The organism is Streptomyces sp. NPDC005533 (genome assembly GCF_042871845.1).
GTDB lineage: Bacteria > Actinomycetota > Actinomycetes > Streptomycetales > Streptomycetaceae > Streptomyces.
On the sequence record NZ_JBIAJH010000017.1, the window covers coordinates 61,052 to 81,927 of the forward strand.

Here is a 20,876-nt window from a genome sequence, read left to right on the forward strand (position 1 = left end):
CCCGCGGTGGCTGGTGCCGTGCATGGCAAGGCGGAGGGGCGCCCGTGTACTGGACGTACGGGGGCGCTCCGACAGCGCGGCCAGGTGCGGTGCCGGTCGCACCGGCGTGCCGGCAAGGTCCGGAAGGGACGGCCTAGACCACCGGGTTCTCCCGCACCGTGGCCAGGTCCGCCGAGGTCTTCGTGGCGAGGAACTCGGTGATGCGGTAGGAACAGACGCCCGCCACCGTGAAGGGGTCCTCGGCCGCGATCTCCTCGATCTCGGCCCGGGACACCCCGCCGGCCAGGATCACGCCCCCGTCCCGGGGGACCTTGCGGCCCGACGCGAGGAAGACGCCCGCGGCGTAGTGGCCGTCCAGCCAGGCGATGTGGGCGTCCATCTCCTCCTCCACGGCCTCGACGGGTGCGGTGTAGGTGAGCTCCATGACGAACATGATCGTCAGGCTACTCTCACTCCATCATGACGAGTGTGAAGACTCCCGCCGACGAGGTCGAAGCCCGGGCGATACAGGACGAACTGCGCCATCGGGTCGTGCTCACCGAGTCCGGCCCGCCACCGGGCCACGGGCTGGTCACAGGGGTGGACGTGGCCTACGACGACGAGCGCGACCTGGTCGCCGCCGCGGCCGTGGTGCTCGACGCCGCCACCCTGGAGGTCGTGGAGGAGGCCACCGCCGTCGGGCACGTCAGCTTCCCGTACGTGCCCGGGCTGCTGGCCTTCCGCGAGCTGCCGACCGTACTGGCCGCCCTGGACGCCCTGACCACCGGGCCCGGCCTCGTCGTCTGCGACGGCTACGGCCTCGCCCACCCGCGCGGCTTCGGCCTCGCCTGCCACCTGGGCGTGGTGACCGGGCTGGCGACGATCGGCGTCGCGAAGAACCCGTTCACCTTCACCCATGAGGAGCCGGGCGCCCGGCGGGGCGACGCCGCCGCGCTGCGCGCGCCCGACGGGGCCGAGGTCGGGCGCGCGCTGCGGACGCAGGACGGGATCAAACCGGTCTACGTCTCCGTCGGGCACCGGGTCTCGCTGGACAACGCCTGCGCACACGCCCTGGCCCTGAGCCCCCGCTTCCGGATCCCCGAGACCACCCGGCACGCCGACTCCCTGTGCCGCCGCGCCCTGCGCGAGGCCACCGCCTGACGCACCGGCACCCCACCGCGCGTCAGCGGGCGTCGGCCACCCGGAAGGTGATCCCCGCCTTCTGCAGGCGGTCGAGGAGGGCGTCGCCCATCGCCACCGCCGTCGTCAGCTGTCCGGCGGCGTCCGGCAGGGCGTCGTGGGCCAGGCACAGCGCCGACTCCGCCAGCATCTTCGCCGTCTCCCCGTAGCCCGGGTCGCCGCCCGACACCTCGGTGAGCACCCGGCGGCCGCCGCCCTCGCCCACGAAGCGCAGGCTGAACCAGCTGCGCGCGCGGCGTTCCGCGTCCGGTCCGGAGCCGGGCTCCCAGCGGTTCATCAGCCACTGCCGGGCCGGCGGCACCTGGGCCAGGGCCACCGTCGCGCCCAGCGCCGCCGTACCGCCGACCGCGACCGGGAGGTGCTTGACGGAGGCGTAGTGGCGGTAGCGGAAGTCCGGGCCGTACCGCTCCAGGGCGGCCGCGGACCGGGCCACGATCCGCGGGTCGAGGGTGGGCAGGGGCAGCGCCCACGTGCCGGTCTCCCGGCTGAACCGCGGCGCGCCCGCCGGCCCGCGGGCCCGCCGCCCGAGCAGCCGCGGCTCGTGCAGCCGGCGCCGGCGGGCGGCCGCCAGGGTCTGGGGGCCGCGGGACAGCGCGGTCAGCGCGGAGGCCAGGGTCCCGCCGGAGAAGAGGGCGTTGGACCGGACGAACCCGTCGACCGTCAGCGGCACCCCCTCCGGCAGCTGCCGGACCGTGAAGTACGCCCCGAGGTCGGCCGGGATCGAGTCGAAGCCGCAGGCGTGCACGAGGCGCGCCCCGGTCTCCCGGGCCCGCGCGTCGTGCTCCACGTACATCCGGTCCACGAACTCCGGCTCGCCGGTGAGGTCCACGTAGTCCGTGCCCGCGCGGGCACAGGCGGCCACGAGCTCGGCCCCGTACCAGACGTACGGTCCCACGGTCGTGGCCAGCACCCGCGTGGACGCGGCCAGTTCGCGCAGGGCCCCGGCGTCGGCGGCGTCCGCCCGCAGCAGCGGCAGCGTCGCGCACGCCGGATCGATCGCGGCCAGCCGCTCGCGCAGCCGCTCCAGCTTCGCGAGGTCGCGGCCGGCGAGGGCCCACCGGCAGCCGGCGGGCGCGTGGGCGGCCAGGTACTCGGCGGTGAGCGCCCCCACGAACCCGGTGGCGCCGAAGAGCACGACGTCGTAGGCCCGTTCCGGCCGGTCCTGCGGGACCCGTGCGTTCATGAGCGCTCCTCCCGGGTGGGTTCGGTGTGTCGGTGTGTCGGTGTCGGTGGGGCGGGTCGTGTCGGTCGTGCCGGTGGCCGAGGCTAGCGTGACGCCCCGCCGTCCGCGCGGGCAGGTGGGGCGGGAACCGTCCCCTGATACGCGCAGCGCCCCGGGAACGGCCTTGCGGCCGCGCCCGGGGCGCTGCGGGAGCCACCTGTCGGTGGGTCAGCCCTGCTGGTACAGGCCGAAGAGGTCGACGACGAGGTCGATGTCCTCCCAGCCCTGGTTCCAGAAGTCGACGATGCCGTTGCTCCCGGTGCTCGCCTGGACCAGGTTCGGGACGGTGTCGCCCTTCGTCCAGTTCAGGTTCGAGGAGTTGGGCGGCGTTGGCCAGAACTCGGTGCCGTTGTCGTAGTCGTCCATCGAGTTCGGGTCGGGGGTGACCGTGAGGAACCCGTCGCCGTTCGTGTTGGTGACCGTGGAGTTCATCACGAAGCCCGTGATGCTCGGCGCGTTGTACGAGAGCGGCATGTAGACGTAGCTACGGGCGCCCAGCGGGCCCCAGGCCCAGGTCGCCGCGTCGCGGGTGTCGAGCAGACGCTCCGGCTCCAGCGGCACGAAGGCGCTCGTGCTGTCCTTGCTGTAGAAGCCCACGACGTCGACGACGACGTCGGTGCCCGCCCAGGCGCCGTTGAAGACGCTGATCTTGCCGTCCGCGCCGACGGGCACGATCACCGAGTTGGCGATCGTCTGACCGGGGGTGAAGTTCAGGTTGGACGCGGTCGGGGTGGCGCCGCCGCCCGGGAAGACCGACAGGTGGCCGGATTCCTTCGGGTTGGTGACGGTCACGTTCAGCGCCACGGCGGTGATGCCCTGGGGCACGCCGCGCAGGCCGCTGATCTGGGTGGAGAAGGTCTTGCGGCCGCCGAGCTGGCCCTTGACCGTGCCGAGGCCCTCGCGGGTGTCGACGAAGCGGGACGGGGTGATCGGGGTGTAGCCGCTGGACTGCGTGGAGCTGAAGTAGCCCGTGACGTCCGCGATCAGGTCGACCGACTGGCCGCCGCGGTTGGCCAGCTCGACGTAGCCGTTCTTGCCGACCGGCACGATGACCAGGTTCGGGACGGTCTGACCGGCCTTGAAGTTGACGTTCGAGGTGGTCGGACGCTCGGTGCCCTCGGGGAACGCCGTGATGTGACCGGCGCTCGTGGTGTTGGTCACCGTGATGTTGAGGACGACGGCGGTGACCCCGGCGGGGATCGTGCCGTTGCCGCCGACCTTCACGCGGGTGGAGCTGTACGGGGCGACCTTGCCCTTGACCGCGCCGGTCCCGTCACGGGTGTCGAGCAGGCGGGTGGGGGCGTACGGGGTGAAGTCGGAGCCCTGGGTGACGAACGCGACCTCGTTCACGGCCGAGACGGCGTTGGCGGTGTCCTTGACGGTGACCTTGACCGTGTAGGAGCCGACCTCGGCGTAGGTGTGGGCCGTGGTCAGCGTCGTGTCGCCGGACGCGCTCAGCACGTCCGTCTTGCCGTCGCCCCAGGCGATGGTGACCTCGAGCGTGCTGGGGGCGCTCGTGATGACGGTGTCCAGCTCGACCCCGTGCGCCGTGGTGCCGTACGCGTACACGCCGACCGCGAGGTCGGGGTTGGCGGCGACGGACTGCGCCTGCGGGGCGGCGGCCGCCCCGGTCTTCCCGGCGGGCAGGGCCTTGCGGACCGAGCGCTCGGCGGGGCTGGTGAAGGCGTGACCCTTCGACTTGGAACCCTTGGTCTTGCCCAGGTCCAGGTCGGGAACGGTCGCACCGTGAGCGTCGGGCTGGGCCGGGTCGGCGTGCGCCACGCCCGGGATGAGACCCACGCCTGCTGCTATTGCGGCAGCGGAAATTACAAGTCGGCGACTGCGCACCGGCCCCCCATGATTTCTGGTTGAACGCTTGAACAAGTTCGAAAGCGTGTTCAGAGTACACAGCCGCACGGGGATTGATCAGGGGGGTGGCCCTACATCTTGGACTCGCTTGCGCCGATCCAAACATCAGGCGCCGACCGATACCGGCCCAACCCCGCCCGGGGGCTTGTGCTGGGTGGAACACGTTCCTAGCATCACCGGTGTTACATCAGTTGTGTCACACAGTCGCACACCACGGACACCGTCCACGGACACGATCCACGGACACCATCCACACGGAGACGCTGGGGGCTCGATGGCAGTGACAGGCAACGGCGGCGGGGAAGCGCGCGGGCGGGGCCCGCTCGCCGGACTGCGCGTCGTCGAGCTGGCGGGCATCGGCCCCGGCCCCTTCGCCGCCATGCTCCTCGCCGACCTGGGCGCGGACGTCGTGCGCGTGGACCGGCCCGGCGGCGGCGGGCTCGCGGTCGATCCGGCCTACGACCTCACCAACCGCGGCAAGCGCTCCGTCATGGTCGACCTGAAGTCCGCCGACGGGCCCGCCCGCGTCCTGGACCTGGTCGAGCGGGCGGACGTCCTCGTCGAGGGCTTCCGCCCCGGGGTCGCCGAACGGCTCGGCGTCGGCCCCGCCGACTGCCAAGCCCGCAACCCGGGGCTCGTCTACGGGCGGATGACCGGCTGGGGCCAGCAGGGCCCGCTCGCGCAGAGCGCGGGGCACGACATCGCGTACATCGCCGTCACCGGCGCCCTCGGCATGATCGGCAACCCGGGGGAGCCCCCGGCCGTCCCCGCGAACCTGGTCGGGGACTACGCGGGCGGCTCGCTCTACCTGGTGATCGGGGTCCTCGCCGCCCTCCAGCACGCCCGGACCACCGGCACCGGCCAAGTCGTCGACGCGGCCATCGTCGACGGCACCGCCCACCTCACCGCCATGATCCACGGGATGATGGCGGCCGGCGGCTGGCAGGACCGCCGCGGGGCGAACCTGCTCGACGGCGGCTGCCCCTTCTACGGCACCTACGAGACCTCCGACGGCGGGTACATGGCGGTCGGCGCGCTGGAGCAGCAGTTCTACGACACCTTCGTGGAGCTCCTCGGCATCGCGGACCGGGCCCCGGCCCGCAAGGACCTCGCCCGCTGGGGCGAGCTGCGCGAGGTGGTCGCCGCACGCTTCAGGACCCGTACGCGCGAGGAGTGGACGGCGGTCTTCGAGGGCACCGACGCCTGCGTGGCGCCCGTGCTCTCGCTGCGCGAGGCCCCGCACCACCCGCACCTGGCCGCCCGCGGCACCTTCACCGACTTCGGCGGGATCACCCAGCCCGCGCCGGCGCCCCGCTTCTCCGCGACCCCGGCCGCCGTCGCCGGCGGCCCGGCCCTGCCGGGGGCCCACACCGCATCCGTGGCCGCCGACTGGGACGTACCGGCACTGCTCCCCAAGGACGTCTGATGGAACTGTCGATGATGCTCGACTACGCCGGTGACCCGCGACAGGCGGCGGACCGGGCGGCCGAGCTGGAGGCGGCCGGGCTCGACGCCGTGTGGGTGGCCGAGGCCTGGGGCTTCGACTCCCCGACGATCATGGGCTATCTCGCCGCACGCACCGAGCGGATGAAGATCGGCTCGGCCATCCTCAACGTCTACTCGCGCACCCCCGGCCTCATCGCCCAGACCGCCGCCGGCCTGGACGCGCTCTCCGGCGGCCGGGCCCTCCTCGGCCTCGGCGCCTCCGGCCCGCAGGTCGTCGAGGGCTGGCACGGGAAGCCGTACGACAAGCCCCTCGGCCGCACCCGCGAGACCGTCGAGCTGTGCCGCAGGATCTGGCGCCGCGAGACGATCGACCACCACGGCATCACCGACATGCCGCTGCCCCCGGAGCGCGGCAGCGGGCTCGGCAAACCCCTGAAGATCCTCACCCGGCCCGTGCGCGACGCGATCCCCGTCTACATCGCCTCCCTCGGCCCGGCCAACGTACGGATGACCGCCGAGATCGCGGACGGCTGGCTGCCGACCCTCTTCATCCCGGAGAAGGCCGCCGCGGTGTGGGGCGGACCCCTCGCCGAGGGCGCGGCCAAGCGGGCGCCTGAGCTCGGCCCGCTCCGCACCGTCGCGGGGGGCCTGCTCGCCATCGGCGAGGACGCGGCCGCCGTACGGGACCTGGCGCGCCCGCAGATCGCCCTGTACGTCGGCGGCATGGGCGCGGTGGGCAAGAACTTCTACAACGACCTCGCCGTGGCCTACGGCTACGAGGAGGAGGCCCGGACCATCCAGGAGCTCTACCTCTCCGGCCGCAAGCGCGACGCGGCCGCCGCCGTACCGGACGAGTTCTGCGAGCTGATGACCCTGTGCGGGCCCGAGGGCTACGTGCGCGAGCGCGTCGAGGCCTTCCGGGAGGCGGGCGTCACCATGCTCAACGTCACGCCCGTCGGGCCCGAGCCGGCCCGGCTGATCGAAACCGTCAAGAACTGGCTTTAGGGAGCCGACCGATGAAACGCCAGATCTTCGACGCCGACCACGAGGCGTTCCGCGAGACCGTGCGCACCTTCCTCACCAAGGAGGTGCTGCCGCACTACGACCAGTGGGAGAAGGACGGCATCGTCAGCCGCGAGGCCTGGCGGGCCGCGGGCCGGCAGGGGCTGCTGGGCCTCGCCGTCCCCGAGGAGTACGGCGGGGGCGGGAACACCGACTTCCGCTACGCCGCCGTGATCGCGGAGGAGTTCACCCGCGCGGGCGCCCCGGGGCTGGCCATCGGCCTGCACAACGACATCATCGGCCCGTACCTGACCTCGCTCGCCACCGAGGAGCAGAAGCGCCGCTGGCTGCCCGGATTCTGCTCCGGGGAGACCATCACCGCCATCGCGATGACCGAGCCGGGGGCGGGCTCCGACCTCCAGGGGATCCGGACCACCGCCGAGGACCGCGGCGACCACTGGGTGCTGAACGGCTCCAAGACCTTCATCTCCAACGGCATCCTCGCCGACCTGGTGATCGTGGTCGCCAAGACCACCCCCGAGGGCGGGGCGCACGGACTGTCGCTGCTGGTCGTCGAGCGCGGCGCGGAGGGCTTCGAGCGCGGCCGCAACCTCGACAAGATCGGCCAGAAGTCCCAGGACACCGCCGAGCTCTTCTTCCACGACGTCCGCGTCCCGAAGGAGAACCTGCTCGGCGAGCCGAACGGCGCGTTCGTCCACCTGATGACGAATCTCGCACAGGAGCGGATGGGCATCGCGATGGCCGGCATCGCGGCCGCCGAGCACCTGCTGGAGATCACCACGCAGTACGTGAAGGAGCGGGAGGCCTTCGGCCGTCCGCTGTCCAAGCTCCAGCACATCCGCTTCGAGATCGCCGAGATGGCCACCGAGGTCGCGGTCACCCGGACCTTCCTCGACCGGTGCATCACCGACCACTCGAACGGCGAACTGGACCACGTGCACGCCTCGATGGCCAAGTGGTGGGCCACCGAGCTGCAGAAGCGGGTCGCCGACCGCTGTCTGCAACTCCACGGCGGCTACGGATACATGACCGAGTACCGGGTCGCGCGGGCCTTCACCGACGGCCGCATCCAGACCATCTACGGCGGCACGACCGAGATCATGAAAGAGATCATCGGCCGTTCCCTCCTCGGCTGAACCTCCCCCGCAACCCTTCCGCCCAGAACACTCCGAAAGGCTTGACCAGTGAGCACCGAAGCTTACGTATACGACGCGATCCGCACCCCGCGCGGCCGCGGCAAGGCCAATGGCTCCCTGCACGGCACCAAGCCGATCGATCTGGTCGTCGGACTCATCGACGCCCTGCGCGAGCGCAACCCCGGCCTGGACCCCGCCGCCATCGACGACATCGTGCTGGGCGTCGTCGGCCCGGTCGGCGACCAGGGCTCCGACATCGCCCGGATCGCGGCCATCGCCGCGGGCCTCCCGGACACCGTGGCCGGCGTACAGGAGAACCGCTTCTGTGCCTCCGGCCTGGAGGCCGTCAACCTGGCCGCCGCCAAGGTCCGTTCCGGCTGGGAGGACCTGGTCCTCGCGGGCGGCGTGGAGTCCATGTCCCGCGTCCCGATGGCCTCGGACGGCGGCGCCTGGTTCAACGACCCGATGACGAACTGGGACGTCAACTTCGTCCCGCAGGGCATCGGCGCCGACCTGATCGCCACCATCGAGGGATTCTCCCGGCGGGACGTGGACGAGTACGCCGCCCTCTCGCAGGAGCGCGCCGCCGTCGCGATCAAGGAAGGCCGCTTCGCGAAGTCGGTCGTCCCGGTCACCGACCGCAACGGCCTGGTCGTCCTGGACCACGACGAGTTCGTCCGCCCCGGCACCACCGCCGACACCCTCGCCAAGCTGAAGCCCTCCTTCGCGGACATCGGCGAGCTCGGCGGCTTCGACGCCGTCGCGCTGCAGAAGTACCACTGGGTCGAGAAGATCGACCACGTCCACCACGCGGGCAACTCCTCCGGCATCGTCGACGGCGCCTCGCTCGTGGCCATCGGCTCCCGTGAGGCGGGAGAGCGGGGCGGGCTGACCCCGCGCGCCCGGATCGTCTCGGCCGCCGTGTCCGGCTCCGAGCCCACCATCATGCTCACCGGTCCCGCCCCCGCCACCCGCAAGGCCCTCGCCAAGGCCGGCCTGACCATCGACGACATCGACCTGGTCGAGATCAACGAGGCGTTCGCCGGCGTCGTGCTGCGCTTCGTCAAGGACATGGGCCTGTCCCTCGACAAGGTCAACGTCAACGGCGGCGCCATCGCGCTCGGCCACCCGCTCGGCGCCACCGGCGCGATGATCCTCGGCACGATCGTCGACGAGCTGGAGCGCCAGGACAAGCGCTACGGCCTCGTCACCCTCTGCGTCGGCGGCGGCATGGGCGTCGCCACCATCGTCGAGCGACTCTGAACCGTCCTGTCCCCAGACCCTCCTCCGCACGGACCGACACGAAAGCAGTGACCATGAGCGAGTCCACCACGATCCGCTGGGAACAGGACGAGACCGGCGTCGTCACCCTCGTCCTCGACGACCCGGACCAGTCCGCGAACACGATGAACCAGGCCTTCAAGGACTCCATCGCGGCCGTAGCCGACCGCGCCGAGGCCGAGAAGGACTCCATCCGCGGCATCATCTTCACCTCCGCCAAGAAGACCTTCTTCGCGGGCGGCGACCTCAAGGACATGATCCGGCTGCGCCCCGAACACGCGCAGCTCGCCTTCGACACCGGCACCGAGATCAAGGCCTCGCTGCGCCGCATCGAGACCCTCGGCAAGCCCGTCGTCGCCGCGATCAACGGCGCGGCCCTCGGCGGCGGTTACGAGATCTGCCTCGCCTCCCACCACCGCGTGGCCCTCGACGCCCCCGGCTCCAAGATCGGCCTGCCCGAGGTCACCCTCGGCCTCCTTCCGGCCGGCGGTGGCGTCACCCGCACCGTCCGCCTGATGGGCATCGCCGACGCGCTGCTCAAGGTGCTGCTCCAGGGCACCCAGTACAGCCCGAAGCGCGCCCTGGAGAACGGCCTGGTCCACGAACTGGCCGAGACCCCCGAGGACATGCTCGCCAAGGCCCGCGCCTTCATCGACGCGAACCCCGAGTCGAAGCAGCCCTGGGACGTACCCGGCTACAAGATCCCGGGTGGTACGCCGTCCAACCCGCGCTTCGCCGCGAACCTCCCGGCCTTCCCGGCCAACCTGAAGAAGCAGCTGAACGGGGCCCCGTACCCGGCCCCGCGCAACATCCTGGCCTGCGCCGTCGAGGGCGCCCAGGTGGACTTCGAGACCGCGCTGACCATCGAGGCCCGCTACTTCACCGAGCTGGTCACCGGGCAGACCGCGAAGAACATGATCCAGGCGTTCTTCTTCGACCTCCAGGCCGTCAACGCCGGCCGCAGCCGCCCGCAGGGGATCGAGCCGCGCCAGGTCCGCAAGGTCGCCGTCCTCGGCGCCGGCATGATGGGAGCGGGCATCGCCTACTCCTGCGCCCGCGCGGGCATCGAGGTGGTGCTGAAGGACGTCAGCGCCGAGGCCGCCGCCAAGGGCAAGGCGTACTCCGAGAAGCTCCTCGACAAGGCCGTCTCCCGCGGCCGGAGCACCGAGGCCCAGCGCGCCGAGCTGCTCGCCCGGATCACCCCGACCGCGGACGCCGCCGACCTGGCGGGCTGCGACGCCGTCATCGAGGCCGTCTTCGAGGACACCGCCCTCAAGCACAAGGTGTTCCAGGAGGTCCAGGACGTCGTCGCCCCCGACGCGCTGCTGTGCTCCAACACCTCCACCCTGCCGATCTCCGGCCTCGCGGAGGGCGTGAAGCGGCCCGCGGACTTCATCGGGCTGCACTTCTTCTCGCCCGTCGACAAGATGCCGCTCGTCGAGATCATCAAGGGGGAGCAGACCGGCGACGCGGCCATCGCCCGCGCCTTCGACCTGGTCCGCCAGATCAACAAGACCCCGATCGTGGTCAACGACTCGCGCGGCTTCTTCACCTCGCGCGTCATCGGCCAGTTCATCAACGAGGGCGTGGCCATGGTCGGCGAGGGCATCGAGCCCGCCTCGATCGAGCAGGCCGCCGCCCAGGCCGGCTACCCGGCCAAGGTGCTCTCCCTGATGGACGAGCTCACCCTCACCCTGCCGCGCAAGATCCGCAACGAGACCCGCAAGGCCTTCGAGGCCGAGGGCCGGTCCTGGACCGAGCACCCCGCCGACACCGTCATCGACCGCATGGTCGACGACTTCGGCCGCCCCGGCCGCAGCGGTGGCGCCGGCTTCTACGAGTACGACGAGAGCGGCAAGCGCACCCGCATCTGGCCGGGCCTGCGCGAGCACTTCGCCAAGCCGGACGCCGAGATCCCGTTCGAGGACATGAAGGAGCGGATGCTCTTCTCCGAGGCCCTGGACACCGTCCGCTGCCTCGACGAGGGGGTCCTCACCTCGATCGCCGACGCCAACATCGGCTCCATCATGGGCATCGGCTTCCCGGCCTGGACCGGCGGCGTGATCCAGTACGTCAACGGTTACGAGGGCGGCCTGCCCGGCTTCGTGGCCCGCGCCCGCGAGCTCGCCGCGCAGTACGGCGAGCGCTTCACCCCGCCGGCCTCCCTCGTGGAGAAGGCCGGGCGCGGCGAGACGTACGGCGACTGATCCCGCCCGCCCCGGGCCCGCCCGCGAGCGGGCCCGGGGCGCTCACCGCCTACCGGCCGGAGTCGGCCAGGGAGGCGAACGTCGTACGCGCCTCGGCGCCGTCCGGTGCGGCCCAGCGGGCCAGCAGCCGCCCCCGGACGCGGTCCGAGGCCGGAGCGGGTCCCGTACGCAGCTCCCGGGCCAGGGTCAGGGCCAGTACGGGCCGCTCCAGCCCCACCGGGCCCACCGTGACGACGGTGCCGTCGGCGGTGTCCGTCACGAGCCCGGGACCGGTCAGGCCCGCCGGCACCCCGGCCCCCTCGGAACGGATCTCGACCGTCGGGTCGGGAACCCCGCTCCGGTTCTGGTCCTGCGCCACGGCACGGCCCGCCAGCAGCGCCAGCAACTGCTCGACCAGGACCGGGTCGTGGGCGCCGTCGTAGATCCAGCGGCGGCCCAGCACCCCGTGCTCGGAGGTGCCGACGAGGCCCTCTCCCGCGCCCTCCAGGGGCGCCCCGCGGTAGGTGAGCGGGACCAGGTAGCTCACGGGGGCGTCCCCCGCGCCGTCGGTGACCACCATGAACTCGACGCCCACCTCGCCCTCGGGGTCGTCGAGCCGGAAGCCGCCGGCCTTGGTGAGGGCGGCGGGTCCCTGCGCGCCCCGGTACCAGGGCCGCGACGGGAGCCAGTCGGCGAGGAGTTCGAGTTTGCCGGGCGACATCGTGGTGCGGTGAATGACTGCCATGTGGCCTGAACCTACCCGGATTCGGAGGCGAACGCCGCCCGCAGTTCCTCGCGCAGGGACCGCTGGAAGGCCGTCACCAGCGCCTGGACCACCATCGGCTGCATGTGCGCCGACAGCGCCTTCATCGACTCCACCCGCTCCGGATCGCTCTCGTCCCGCGTGAACGGGCCCCACACCTCGTCCCGGAACAGCCCCGTCAGCTCGTGCGCGGCCGACCTGGCGTGCTCCATCAGCACCCTGCGCGCCGCCAGGATCGTCTCGTGCGCGATCGGTACGTCGAGCAGCGCGACCCCCAGCCGCAGCAGCCCCACGTCCACCCGGAACCCGTCACCCGAGGCGGCGAGCACGTTCATCGCCGTCAGCCGCCGCACGTCGGTGTCCGACAGTGCCCGGCCGGCCCGCTTCTCCAACTCCTCGCGCGAGGCCTCCCGGGCCGCGTCCGGAGCCCAACTGGCCACCATCGCCCGGTGGATCGCCAGGTCGTGGGCGCTCAGGTCGTCGGGCAGCGCGTCCAGATAGCGCTCGATGGCGGACAGGGTCATGCCCTGGTGCTGCAGCTCCTCGATCAGGGCCAGCCGGGACAGGTGCTCCGGCCCGTAGTGGCCGACCCGACGAGGGCCGATCACGGGAGGGGGCAAAAGCCCGCGGGTGCTGTAGAACCGTACGGTGCGCACGGTGACACCCGCCCTGGCCGCCAGCTCGTCGACGGTGAGCATCGGCTCGGGTGCCTGGTCGGCCATCGTCTGCGCCTCGCTCTCTGCTCCACAGCTTGGGTTCAACAGTATTGCTGTCGCACCAACGATGTGAAACGGCCAGGAGCTGCCCATGACCACGAACCTGCGACTGCCCGGACGCCCCGAGGAGATCACCCTCCCCGCCCTGCTGACCCGCAACGCCGCCGAGCACGGGGACCTGCCCGCCCTCTCGTGGCGCGCCGGCCGCGACTGCGCCGACTGGGCGACCCTCACGTGGAGCGAGGTCCGCCACAAGGTGGCCGTCCTCGCCTCCGGCTACGCCGCCCTCGGGGTCGAGCGGGGCGAGCACGTCCTGATGATGATGGGCAACCGCCCCGAGCACTGGCTCAGCGATCTCGCCCTCGTCCACCTCGGCGCCGTGCCCGTCACCGTGTACGGGACCTCCGCGCCCGAGCAGATCGCCCACATCGCCCGCCACAGCCGGGCCAGGGTCGCCGTCGTCGAGGGCGCCCGCGAACTCCTGCGCTGGGAACCGCTGCTGGCCGACGCGACCGTTCCGCTGGAGCGCCTCGTCGTGGCCGAGGCGGCCGACGCGGGCGGGCACTCCACGTACGCCTCCCTGCACGCGAGCGGGGCCCGGCTGCACCGCGCCGACGCCTTCGAGAAGGCCTGGCAGGAGACGCGCCCCGAGGACCCGCTGACCGTCGTCTACACCTCCGGGACCACCGGCGACCCCAAGGGTGTGCGGCTGACCCACCGCAACCTCATGCTCCAGGCGATCCGCCTCGACCGGCACGTGGACCTGCCCGAGCACGCCGAGCACCTCTGCTACCTGCCCTTCGCGCACATCGCCGAGCGGGTCCTCGGCATCTACCTGCCCCTGCTGCGGGCCGCGCACGTGCGGCTGTGCGCCGACCCCACCGCCGTGGCGGGGGCGGTCCGCGAACTGCACCCCGTGCAGTTCTTCGGCGTCCCCCGCGTGTGGGAGAAGCTCGCCGCCTCGGTCCGCGCGGTCCTCGCGCAGCTGCCGGAGGACCGGCGCACGGCCATCGAGGCCGCGAACGACCTGGCCCGCGCCCGGGCCGGTCACCTGGAGGGCGGCGAGGAGGCGCCGGCCGCGCTCGAGGCCTCGTACGCGGCGGCGAAGGAGCAGGTGCTGGACCCGCTGCTGCGGCTGGCCGGGCTGGACCGGCTGGTCTGGACGGCCAGCGCCACCGCGCCGATGCCGATCGACGTGGTCCGCTTCTGGGCCGGCTGGGGCATCACGATCATGGACGCCTGGGGGCTCACCGAGACGGCGGGCGTGTGCACGGTCAACAGCCCGGCCGGCTTCCGGCTCGGCTCGGTGGGCCGCCCGATCGAGGGGCTGGAGCTGAGGCTCGCCGAGGACGGGGAGATCCTCACCCGCGGCGCGACCGTCTTCGGCGGCTACCTGCGGCCGGACGGCACGGTGGAGAGCGCCTCCGACGACGAGGGCTGGTTCCCCACCGGGGACGTGGGCCGGCTCGACGAGGACGGGTTCCTCTGGCTGACCGACCGCAAGAAGGAACTGATCATCACCTCGAACGGCAAGAACGTCTCGCCGGCGCTGGTGGAGAACACGGTCAAGGAGCACCCTCTGATCGGCCAGGCCCTGGTCCACGGCGACGGCCGCTCCTACCTCGTCGCCCTGCTGGTCCTGGACCCCGAACTGGCCCCGGTCTGGGCCGCCGCCCGGGGCATCGAGGCCTCCTCCCCGGCCGAGCTCGCCGCGCACCCGGAGATCCGGGAGGAGATCGCCCGCGCGGTCGAGGCGGCCAACGCCCGGCTCAACCGGACCGAGCAGATCAAGCGGTACCGGCTGCTGACCGGGGAGTGGGGGCCCGACAGCGGGGAACTCACGCCCTCGCTGAAGCTCCGCCGCCGGGTGATCCGCGACAAGTACCGCGCACTGATCGACGGCCTGTACGAGGAGCCGTACGAGGAGCCGGACGCGGCCCCCTGACGGGTGGAGCCGACGCACCGCACCCGGGGGGACGGACCGGGTGCGGTGCGCGACCTGGGCCGAAAGAGACGACCTAGCGGCCGATCAGCGGGTAGTGGTCGCTGAGGTTGGTGTAGGTGTAGGAGGTGCCCCAGCTGAAGACCGTCCAGGGCGCCGACTGCTCCTTGACCACGTTGTTCTCCCAGCCCGCGGGGCGGGCGTTGCCCTTGCGGTAGAGGACGTAGTCCAGGTCCTCGCGCGGGTCGGTCGGGTAGCGGTAGTTCGCTATCGAGTTCAGCGCGGTGTCGAAGGAGTACGGGTGCCCCGTGCGCGTGTCGGAGCCCGCCAGGTCCGCGTTGGCGAGCAGGGCGGCGTACTCGGGCGTGCGCGAGTCGACGTTCAGGTCGCCCGCCACGATGACCTGCTCGTTCGCCGGGATGTTCTTCCCGTCGAGGAAGGCGTCGATCGCGCGGAACTGGCGGGCGCGCATGTCCGCCGCCTCGCCCGCACCGCAGCCCGGGTCGGTGGACTGCACGTGCGTGCCGACCACGTGCACCTTCGCGCCGTTCACGTTCAGCACCACGTAGGCGAAGCCCTTGTTGGACCACCAGTCGGCGCCGCAGGCGTCCTTGTAGACCACCTGCTCCTTGCGGACGATCGGCCACTTGCTCAGGATCGTGACGCCGCCGTCCTCCGGGGTGGTGGAGGAGTAGGCGCCGCCCGTGGCGTCCCAGCCGCTCTTGCTGCGGCCGACGACCGGGGTCTGGTACGGGTACTGCGCCGCCGAGCCCGCCTTCAGCGCGTCCGACGCGGCGTTGTCGAAGGCCTCCTGGAGCACGACCACGTCGTGGCCCTGGTAGAAGGAGGCCTTGGGGATCTCCGCGGCCCGGTGGTCCTGGCCCCAGTTCGGGTACAGGCTTTTGCTCATCAGGAACACGTTGTACGACAGGACGCTGAGCCGCGGGGCGGCGGCGCCCTCCGCGGCGGTGGCGGCGGGCGCGGAGGCGGCGGCCAGGGCGCCGGCGGCGACCGCCGCTACGGCCGCCGCGGCGGCGCGGCGCGAGCGGGGCGTGGAAAGCAGCATGGAGGTCTCCGTCATTCCTGCGGGGGAAGATCGACGCCGTCATACAAGCAGCAGCAGTTACCTCTGGGTAACACCCGTGCAGAGACTTTCTGTCCGTGAGACGGCCGTCCGGTGCTCGCATACTTGTCATATGACGACGACGGACTCAGCACACCCCGCCGGACCTGCGACCGGGCGCCGCACCGACCCCGAGCCGCCCCCGCCGGGCGGGGTGCTGTGGACCGTCGCCGGCGACGTCCGGGCCCTGCTGATGCTGCCCGCCGCCTTCACCCTGCAAGTCGCCCACCCCGCGATCGGGGCGGGCGTCGACCAGTACTCCGTCTTCCGCACCGACCCCTGGGGCCGCGGCGAGCGCTCGCTGCGCTCGGTCCAGCTGTGGGTGTACGGCGGGGAGAAAGCCGCCGAGGAGGGCCGCCGGGTCCGCCGCCTGCACAAGGAGATCCAGGGCACCGACACGCGCGGCCGCCGCTACCACTCCCTCGACCCCGCCTGCTACTCCTGGGTGCACGCCACCGGCTTCCCCGTCTACCTGTACGCCGGGCGCTACCTGCTGCGCCGCTTCACCCCCGCCCAGGAACGGCAGCTCTACCGGGAGTGGCTGCAGGTGGGCCGGATCCTCGGCATCCACGACCGGGACATGCCGCAGAGCATCGAGGAGTACTGGACGTACTGGGGCCGGATGCTGGCCGAGGAGATCGAGCCCACCAAGGTCGCCCGTGAGCTGATCGCCACCGACGTGCCGCTGCCCCGGCCCGAGACCGGGTCCCGCGCCGTACGCCTGCTGCTGCGCCTGACCTGGCCCGCCCTGCGGACGGCGTTCCTGCACCTGCGGGCCTTCGTCACCGTCGGCTACATGCCCCCCGAGGCGCGCGCCGCCCTCGGACTGGAGTGGAGCCCGGCCCAGGAGCGCAGGCTCCGGCGGTTCAGCACGGCCCTGCGCCTCCTCGTACCGCTGCTGCCGGAACGCCTGCGGTACCTGCCCATCGCGCGGGCGGCGCGCGCCCGATGGCGCGCCGCCGCCCGCTGAGGGGACTCAGTGCTCGTCGTGCGTGTGGATCGTGTTCGTCTCCGCGATCTTCTTCCAGGACTTCGGCTCCGCGGCCGGCTTCGCCGGCTTGGTGGGAGCGGCCTGCTGTGAGCGGGCCGCGGGCTTGCCGGCCGCCGGGTTCAGCGCCGACGCGTCGGGCTTGCCCGGGGTGTAGAGCCAGGTCTCGAACAGCTGGGCCAGCGGCTCGGCCGAGACCTTCTCCGCGTAGCGCACGAAGTCCCCGACCTTGGCGTTGCCGTAGGCCCGCTCGGTCGGCCAGCCCTTGAGGATCCGGAAGAACTTCTCGTCGCCGATCTGGTTGCGCAGCGCCTGCAGGGCGATGGCCCCGCGGTCGTAGACGGCGCCGTGGAACTGATTCTCCGGACCCGGGTCACCCGGCTTGACCTGCCAGAACGCGTCCTCGGCCGGGCGCAGGGCGTAAGCCCAGTCGGCGAGCTCCTGCGCGGTGCCCTCGCCCTGCTTCTCCGACCACAGCCACTGGCTGTAGCGGGCGAAGCCCTCGTTGATCCAGATGTCCTTCCAGCCGTCGACGGACACGCTGTCGCCGTACCACTGGTGGGCGAGCTCGTGCACGACCACCGAGACGTTGGCGCCGTTCTGGAACTGGCGCGGGCCGTAGAACGGCCGGGTCTGCGTCTCCAGCGCGTAGCCGGCGTTCACGTTCGGCACGTAGCCGCCCAGCGCGTTGAAGGGGTACGGGCCGAAGACCCCCTCCAGCCACTCGGTGACCTCGCCGGTGCGCTCCACGCTCGCGCGCGCCGCGCCCGCGTTGTCGCCGAGGTCCTTGCTGTAGGCGTTGACGATGGGCAGCCCGCTCGCGGTCGTGTCGGTGGTGATGTCGAACTTGCCGACGGCGAGGGTGGCGAGGTAGGTGGCCTGCGGCTTGTTGGACCGCCAGTTGTACCGGGTCCAGCCGAGGCGCGACGTCTGCGACTGGAGCACGCCGTTGCTGATGGCCTGGGTGCCGTCGGGGACGTTGACGGAGACGTCGAAGGTGGCCTTGTCCAACGGGTGGTCGTTGCTCGGGAACCACCAGGCCGCCGAGTCGGGCTCCTGCGCCGCCACACCGCCGTCGGGCGTGCGCTGCCAGGCGGTCCACCCGTCGACCTTGAACTCGGAGGGCTTACCGGCGTACTTGACGACGACGGTCAGCGGGGCGTTGCGGGCCAGCGGCTTCGCCGGGGTGACCTCCAGCTCGTGGGCGCCGGACGTGGCGAACTTCGCCTTCGCGCCGTTGACGCGGATCTCGCTGACCTCGAGGCCGAAGTCGAGGTTGAAGCGGGACAGGTCCTGCTTGGCGGTGGCGAGGAGGGTGGCGGTGCCTTCGAGCAGGTCCGTCTTGGGCTGGTACTGCAGGCGCAGGTCGTAGTGGGACACGTCGTATCCGCCGTTGCCGCTGGCCGGGTAATAGGGGTCGCCGATACCCGGGGCACCCGGACCGGCACTCGCCGCCGACGCCGGGATCACCAGCAGCAGGGAAGCGGCGAGCACGCTCGGGGCGATGACTTTGCGGTGCACGAATGACTCCAAGTGGTAGGGGAGGCAGGTCGGTTCCAGGTGTTGTGGCTCGACCGTATTCACCCGTGATCGCTCACGTCATGTCCATGGCCCCTGCTGTCACACGATCGCCATTCGGCCGTCACGGAAGGGCGGACGGGGCCGGGCGTGCGCGGGGGGCGCCGCGCGCCGGCCCACCCCGCCGCCGGCCCGGCACCCCGCACCCGTAGCCCACGACCTGCGGCGCAGCCCCTGGCTCCGCCCCGACGGCGCCCGCGCGGCCGATGCCGAGGAGGCGGCGAGCAGCGCTGCGACGTGTCGCGTCCCGCCCCGCGGATCGGCCGAATCGGGCCTGAGGCCGGGGGAGTCGGGCCCTTCCCCCGCCGGCGGGCCGGCGGCTCAGTCGTCGAGGAGGCGCCAAGCGATGAGGGCCAAGGCGGCCCGCTGCAGGCCCGTGGGCCCGGTGAGGTCGATGCCGAGGGTCTTCCCGATCTGGTCGATCCGGCGGGCGACGCTGCTGTGGTGCAGGTGGAGGAGGTCGGCGGCCCGGCGCAGGGAGCCGGTGGCGCAGTAGGCGTCGAGCGTCGCCAGGTCCTCCGGGTGGGCGGCCACGCGGGCGACCGCGGCCACGTCGGTGTTCGCGCGCGCCGCGGCCCGGGGTACGTCGGCCAGCAGGGCCAGCGCGCCCAGGTCCTCGTGGCGGACGACGGGTTCGCGCGCGGTGGTGAAGCGCAGGGCGGTGCGGGCCTGCCGCCAGGAGCGATCGGGGCTGCCCGCGGCGCCGATGCCCGCGCGGACGTCCGCCGGGAACCCGGCCGTGTCGACGGCCGTGGCCAGGATGACGCCCACGTCGGCGACCGATGCCGCCTTCACCGGGCGGGCCGGGCACACCAGGGCGCCCAGCCGGTCGAGCGGCAGCGGCGACCGCACGGCGACGGCGCGGACCGGCAGGCCGGCGGCGAACCCCAGCAGTCGCAACGCCCGGGCCCGGGCCGCCTCGTCGCCGTCGGAGCTGATCGCCAGTTCGACGAGCGCGGGGTCGGCCATGGTGGTGGGGGCGGGTCCGTACCGTTCGACGACGGCCGCTGCGGCGAGGGCCAGCCGGTCCAGGAGTACGTCGTCGAGAGGGTTCGGCGGGCCGGGGCGCTCCAGCCACACCGCGCCGACCTCCTCCTCGTCCAGGGTGATCGGCGCCGTGGAGGAAGCCGCGGGCGGTGGGGTCGACACCCGTCCGCCGTCGGGCGAGACCCGGACCACCCGTCCCGTTCCGTGGAGCCGCAGGCCCGCCACGCATTCGGCCAGGCCCGCCGAGGCCCGGGCGAGCGCCGGGAGGTCCACCCGCCGGCGCATCAACGTGTCGTAGAACGCGACGACGCGGATCGCACCCTCGGCGTACGAATCGAGTCCCGACAGCCGTACGGCCAGTGCCTCCATGGCGCAAGGATAGGCACCGTCCGGTGCGCCGGTCGGCGCACGAACGGGGCGCGATGCGCGACGGACGGCGGACGACCCGCCCGGGCGAGGGCCGTGAGGATGGGCGCCATGGATCCCGAACTCGAAGTCTTCATCCCGCTGCTCGCCCGGCTGGACCTGAGCGACCCGGTCACCGCCCGCAAGGACTTCGCGGCGCGTGCCGCGGCGGCGCCGGCGCCGGACACCACGAACATGGACGTCGAAGACCGCACGGTGCCCGCCGACCCGGACGTGCCGGTGCGGATCTACCGCCCGCACCGGGCGCAAGGAGCCGTCGTCTGGATGCACGGCGGCGGCGGGGTCTTCGGCGACCTCGACACCGAGCACCCCTGGGCCGCCCGGATCGCGGACCTCTCCGGGGCGGTGGTGATCTCGGTGGGCTACCGCCTGGCACCCGAGCACCCGTTCCCCGCAGCCCTGGACGACGCCTACGCCGTACTGGACTGGACGGCCGGCCACGCGGACGAACTCGGCATCGACCCGGCGCGGATCGCGGTCGGCGGACACAGCGCCGGCGCGAACCTCGCCGCCGCGACTGCGCTGCGGGCACGTGACGAGCAGGGGCCCGCGATCCGCTTCCAACTGCTCAACCAGCCGGGACTGGACGACCGCCAGGCCACCTGGTCGGCGCGGAACTTCACCGACACGCCCTGGTTCAACCACGACCAGATGGCGGCGGCCTGGCGGCACTACCTGGGCTCCCGGCCCGCCACCCCGTACGCCGCCCCGGCACGGGCCGCCGACCTGTCCGGGCTGCCACCCGCCTACATCGCCGCCGCGGAGTTCGACCCGAACCGCGACGAGGACATCGACTACGCGCGGCGCCTCCTGCAGGCGGGGGTGTCCGTGGAACTGCACCAGTGGCCCGGCACCTTCCACGGCTCCCAGGCGATCCTGTCCGCCGAGGTCTCGCAGCGGCAGAACGCCGAGCTCGCCGCGGCGCTGCGGCGCGCCCTCGCCGCATGAGCCGCGGACACCAACTCACCGATGACGAAAGGACGGACGTGTTGAAGATCCGACTGGTGGTAT

17 protein-coding genes are annotated in these 20,876 nt (G+C 72.5%); 9 read left to right on the top strand and 8 right to left on the bottom strand.

Features of this window, described 5'->3' with window-relative positions; all coding sequences use genetic code 11:
• Window positions 1-133 precede the first annotated feature (133 nt).
• Window positions 134-433, bottom strand: coding sequence for a YciI family protein (locus ACFYP3_RS18995; protein WP_388833534.1), 300 nt, complete (start codon window positions 431-433; stop codon window positions 134-136).
• A gap of 26 nt (window positions 434-459) precedes the next feature.
• Here ACFYP3_RS18995 and ACFYP3_RS19000 point away from each other — a divergent pair, with 26 nt between their 5' ends.
• Window positions 460-1,140: an endonuclease V gene (locus ACFYP3_RS19000; RefSeq protein ID WP_388833536.1), complete on the top strand. Its 681-nt coding sequence runs from the start codon at window positions 460-462 to the stop codon at window positions 1,138-1,140.
• A 22-nt stretch (window positions 1,141-1,162) separates the two neighbouring features.
• Here the strand turns inward: ACFYP3_RS19000 and ACFYP3_RS19005 are convergent, their stop codons facing one another.
• Entirely contained in the window at window positions 1,163-2,362 is a 1,200-nt protein-coding gene (locus ACFYP3_RS19005) for a saccharopine dehydrogenase family protein (RefSeq protein ID WP_388833538.1), read from the bottom strand.
• 207 nt (window positions 2,363-2,569) lie between these two features.
• Complete coding sequence (locus tag ACFYP3_RS19010; protein ID WP_388833540.1) at window positions 2,570-4,201, bottom strand: PKD domain-containing protein; 1,632 nt, start codon at window positions 4,199-4,201, stop codon at window positions 2,570-2,572.
• Between the two features lie 343 nt (window positions 4,202-4,544).
• On the opposite strand from ACFYP3_RS19010, the gene ACFYP3_RS19015 reads away from it, so the two are divergent.
• The 5 genes from ACFYP3_RS19015 to ACFYP3_RS19035 are packed head-to-tail and all read left to right on the top strand — an operon-like array spanning window position 4,545 to window position 11,363.
• A complete protein-coding gene (locus ACFYP3_RS19015) occupies window positions 4,545-5,696 on the top strand; it encodes a CaiB/BaiF CoA transferase family protein (RefSeq protein WP_388833543.1) in 1,152 nt (383 codons plus the stop codon).
• Window positions 5,696-6,721 (top strand): LLM class F420-dependent oxidoreductase, encoded by a 1,026-nt coding sequence (locus ACFYP3_RS19020; protein ID WP_388833545.1) that lies wholly within the window; start codon window positions 5,696-5,698, stop codon window positions 6,719-6,721. Before ACFYP3_RS19015 ends, ACFYP3_RS19020 begins: the two co-directional genes overlap by 1 nt.
• An 11-nt stretch (window positions 6,722-6,732) precedes the next feature.
• On the top strand, window positions 6,733-7,875 hold the full coding sequence (locus ACFYP3_RS19025) for an acyl-CoA dehydrogenase family protein (RefSeq protein ID WP_388833547.1): 1,143 nt from the start codon (window positions 6,733-6,735) through the stop codon (window positions 7,873-7,875).
• Window positions 7,876-7,923: 48 nt separating this feature from the next.
• Window positions 7,924-9,138 carry an acetyl-CoA C-acetyltransferase gene (locus ACFYP3_RS19030; protein ID WP_388833550.1) on the top strand — a complete coding sequence of 405 codons (1,215 nt, stop codon included), beginning with the start codon at window positions 7,924-7,926 and terminating at the stop codon, window positions 9,136-9,138.
• Window positions 9,139-9,191: 53 nt separating this feature from the next.
• On the top strand, window positions 9,192-11,363 hold the full coding sequence (locus tag ACFYP3_RS19035; protein ID WP_388833551.1) for a 3-hydroxyacyl-CoA dehydrogenase NAD-binding domain-containing protein: 2,172 nt from the start codon (window positions 9,192-9,194) through the stop codon (window positions 11,361-11,363).
• 49 nt (window positions 11,364-11,412) lie between these two features.
• On the opposite strand, the gene ACFYP3_RS19040 is transcribed toward ACFYP3_RS19035, so the two are convergent.
• Together ACFYP3_RS19040 and ACFYP3_RS19045 are read right to left on the bottom strand one after the other, a co-directional pair.
• Entirely contained in the window at window positions 11,413-12,087 is a 675-nt protein-coding gene (locus tag ACFYP3_RS19040) for a 1,4-alpha-glucan branching protein (RefSeq protein ID WP_388833554.1), read from the bottom strand.
• An 11-nt stretch (window positions 12,088-12,098) separates the two neighbouring features.
• Window positions 12,099-12,827 (bottom strand): MerR family transcriptional regulator, encoded by a 729-nt coding sequence (locus ACFYP3_RS19045; protein ID WP_388833556.1) that lies wholly within the window; start codon window positions 12,825-12,827, stop codon window positions 12,099-12,101.
• Window positions 12,828-12,912: 85 nt separating this feature from the next.
• Here ACFYP3_RS19045 and ACFYP3_RS19050 point away from each other — a divergent pair, with 85 nt between their 5' ends.
• A complete protein-coding gene (locus tag ACFYP3_RS19050; RefSeq protein WP_388833558.1) occupies window positions 12,913-14,766 on the top strand; it encodes an AMP-dependent synthetase/ligase in 1,854 nt (617 codons plus the stop codon).
• Window positions 14,767-14,839: 73 nt separating this feature from the next.
• On the opposite strand, the gene sph is transcribed toward ACFYP3_RS19050, so the two are convergent.
• Window positions 14,840-15,829, bottom strand: coding sequence for a sphingomyelin phosphodiesterase (sph, locus tag ACFYP3_RS19055; protein WP_388833561.1), 990 nt, complete (start codon window positions 15,827-15,829; stop codon window positions 14,840-14,842).
• A gap of 130 nt (window positions 15,830-15,959) precedes the next feature.
• Here sph and ACFYP3_RS19060 point away from each other — a divergent pair, with 130 nt between their 5' ends.
• A complete protein-coding gene (locus ACFYP3_RS19060) occupies window positions 15,960-16,856 on the top strand; it encodes an oxygenase MpaB family protein (RefSeq protein ID WP_388833563.1) in 897 nt (298 codons plus the stop codon).
• A 6-nt stretch (window positions 16,857-16,862) separates the two neighbouring features.
• Here the strand turns inward: ACFYP3_RS19060 and ACFYP3_RS19065 are convergent, their stop codons facing one another.
• Both ACFYP3_RS19065 and ACFYP3_RS19070 read right to left on the bottom strand, forming a co-directional pair.
• Window positions 16,863-18,395, bottom strand: coding sequence for a M1 family metallopeptidase (locus ACFYP3_RS19065; RefSeq protein ID WP_388833566.1), 1,533 nt, complete (start codon window positions 18,393-18,395; stop codon window positions 16,863-16,865).
• A gap of 378 nt (window positions 18,396-18,773) precedes the next feature.
• Window positions 18,774-19,808 (bottom strand): PucR family transcriptional regulator, encoded by a 1,035-nt coding sequence (locus ACFYP3_RS19070; protein WP_388833569.1) that lies wholly within the window; start codon window positions 19,806-19,808, stop codon window positions 18,774-18,776.
• A gap of 108 nt (window positions 19,809-19,916) precedes the next feature.
• Here ACFYP3_RS19070 and ACFYP3_RS19075 point away from each other — a divergent pair, with 108 nt between their 5' ends.
• The gene (locus tag ACFYP3_RS19075; protein WP_388833572.1) at window positions 19,917-20,813 is read left to right on the top strand and encodes an alpha/beta hydrolase; all 897 of its coding nucleotides are present in this window, start codon (window positions 19,917-19,919) and stop codon (window positions 20,811-20,813) included.
• The last annotated feature ends 63 nt before the right edge of the window (window positions 20,814-20,876 follow it).

Bases quoted from the DNA above. Each gene is read 5' to 3' on its own strand.
- ACFYP3_RS18995 (WP_388833534.1), bottom strand. From the start codon at position 433: ATGTTCGTCATGGAGCTCACCTACACCGCACCCGTCGAGGCCGTGGAG.
- ACFYP3_RS19000 (WP_388833536.1), top strand. From the start codon at position 460: ATGACGAGTGTGAAGACTCCCGCCGACGAGGTCGAAGCCCGGGCGATA.
- ACFYP3_RS19005 (WP_388833538.1), bottom strand. From the start codon at position 2,362: ATGAACGCACGGGTCCCGCAGGACCGGCCGGAACGGGCCTACGACGTC.
- ACFYP3_RS19015 (WP_388833543.1), top strand. From the start codon at position 4,545: ATGGCAGTGACAGGCAACGGCGGCGGGGAAGCGCGCGGGCGGGGCCCG.
- ACFYP3_RS19020 (WP_388833545.1), top strand. From the start codon at position 5,696: ATGGAACTGTCGATGATGCTCGACTACGCCGGTGACCCGCGACAGGCG.
- ACFYP3_RS19025 (WP_388833547.1), top strand. From the start codon at position 6,733: ATGAAACGCCAGATCTTCGACGCCGACCACGAGGCGTTCCGCGAGACC.
- ACFYP3_RS19035 (WP_388833551.1), top strand. From the start codon at position 9,192: ATGAGCGAGTCCACCACGATCCGCTGGGAACAGGACGAGACCGGCGTC.
- ACFYP3_RS19040 (WP_388833554.1), bottom strand. From the start codon at position 12,087: ATGGCAGTCATTCACCGCACCACGATGTCGCCCGGCAAACTCGAACTC.
- ACFYP3_RS19045 (WP_388833556.1), bottom strand. From the start codon at position 12,827: ATGGCCGACCAGGCACCCGAGCCGATGCTCACCGTCGACGAGCTGGCG.
- ACFYP3_RS19050 (WP_388833558.1), top strand. From the start codon at position 12,913: ATGACCACGAACCTGCGACTGCCCGGACGCCCCGAGGAGATCACCCTC.
- sph (WP_388833561.1), bottom strand. From the start codon at position 15,829: ATGCTGCTTTCCACGCCCCGCTCGCGCCGCGCCGCCGCGGCGGCCGTA.
- ACFYP3_RS19060 (WP_388833563.1), top strand. From the start codon at position 15,960: ATGACGACGACGGACTCAGCACACCCCGCCGGACCTGCGACCGGGCGC.
- ACFYP3_RS19070 (WP_388833569.1), bottom strand. From the start codon at position 19,808: ATGGAGGCACTGGCCGTACGGCTGTCGGGACTCGATTCGTACGCCGAG.
- ACFYP3_RS19075 (WP_388833572.1), top strand. From the start codon at position 19,917: ATGGATCCCGAACTCGAAGTCTTCATCCCGCTGCTCGCCCGGCTGGAC.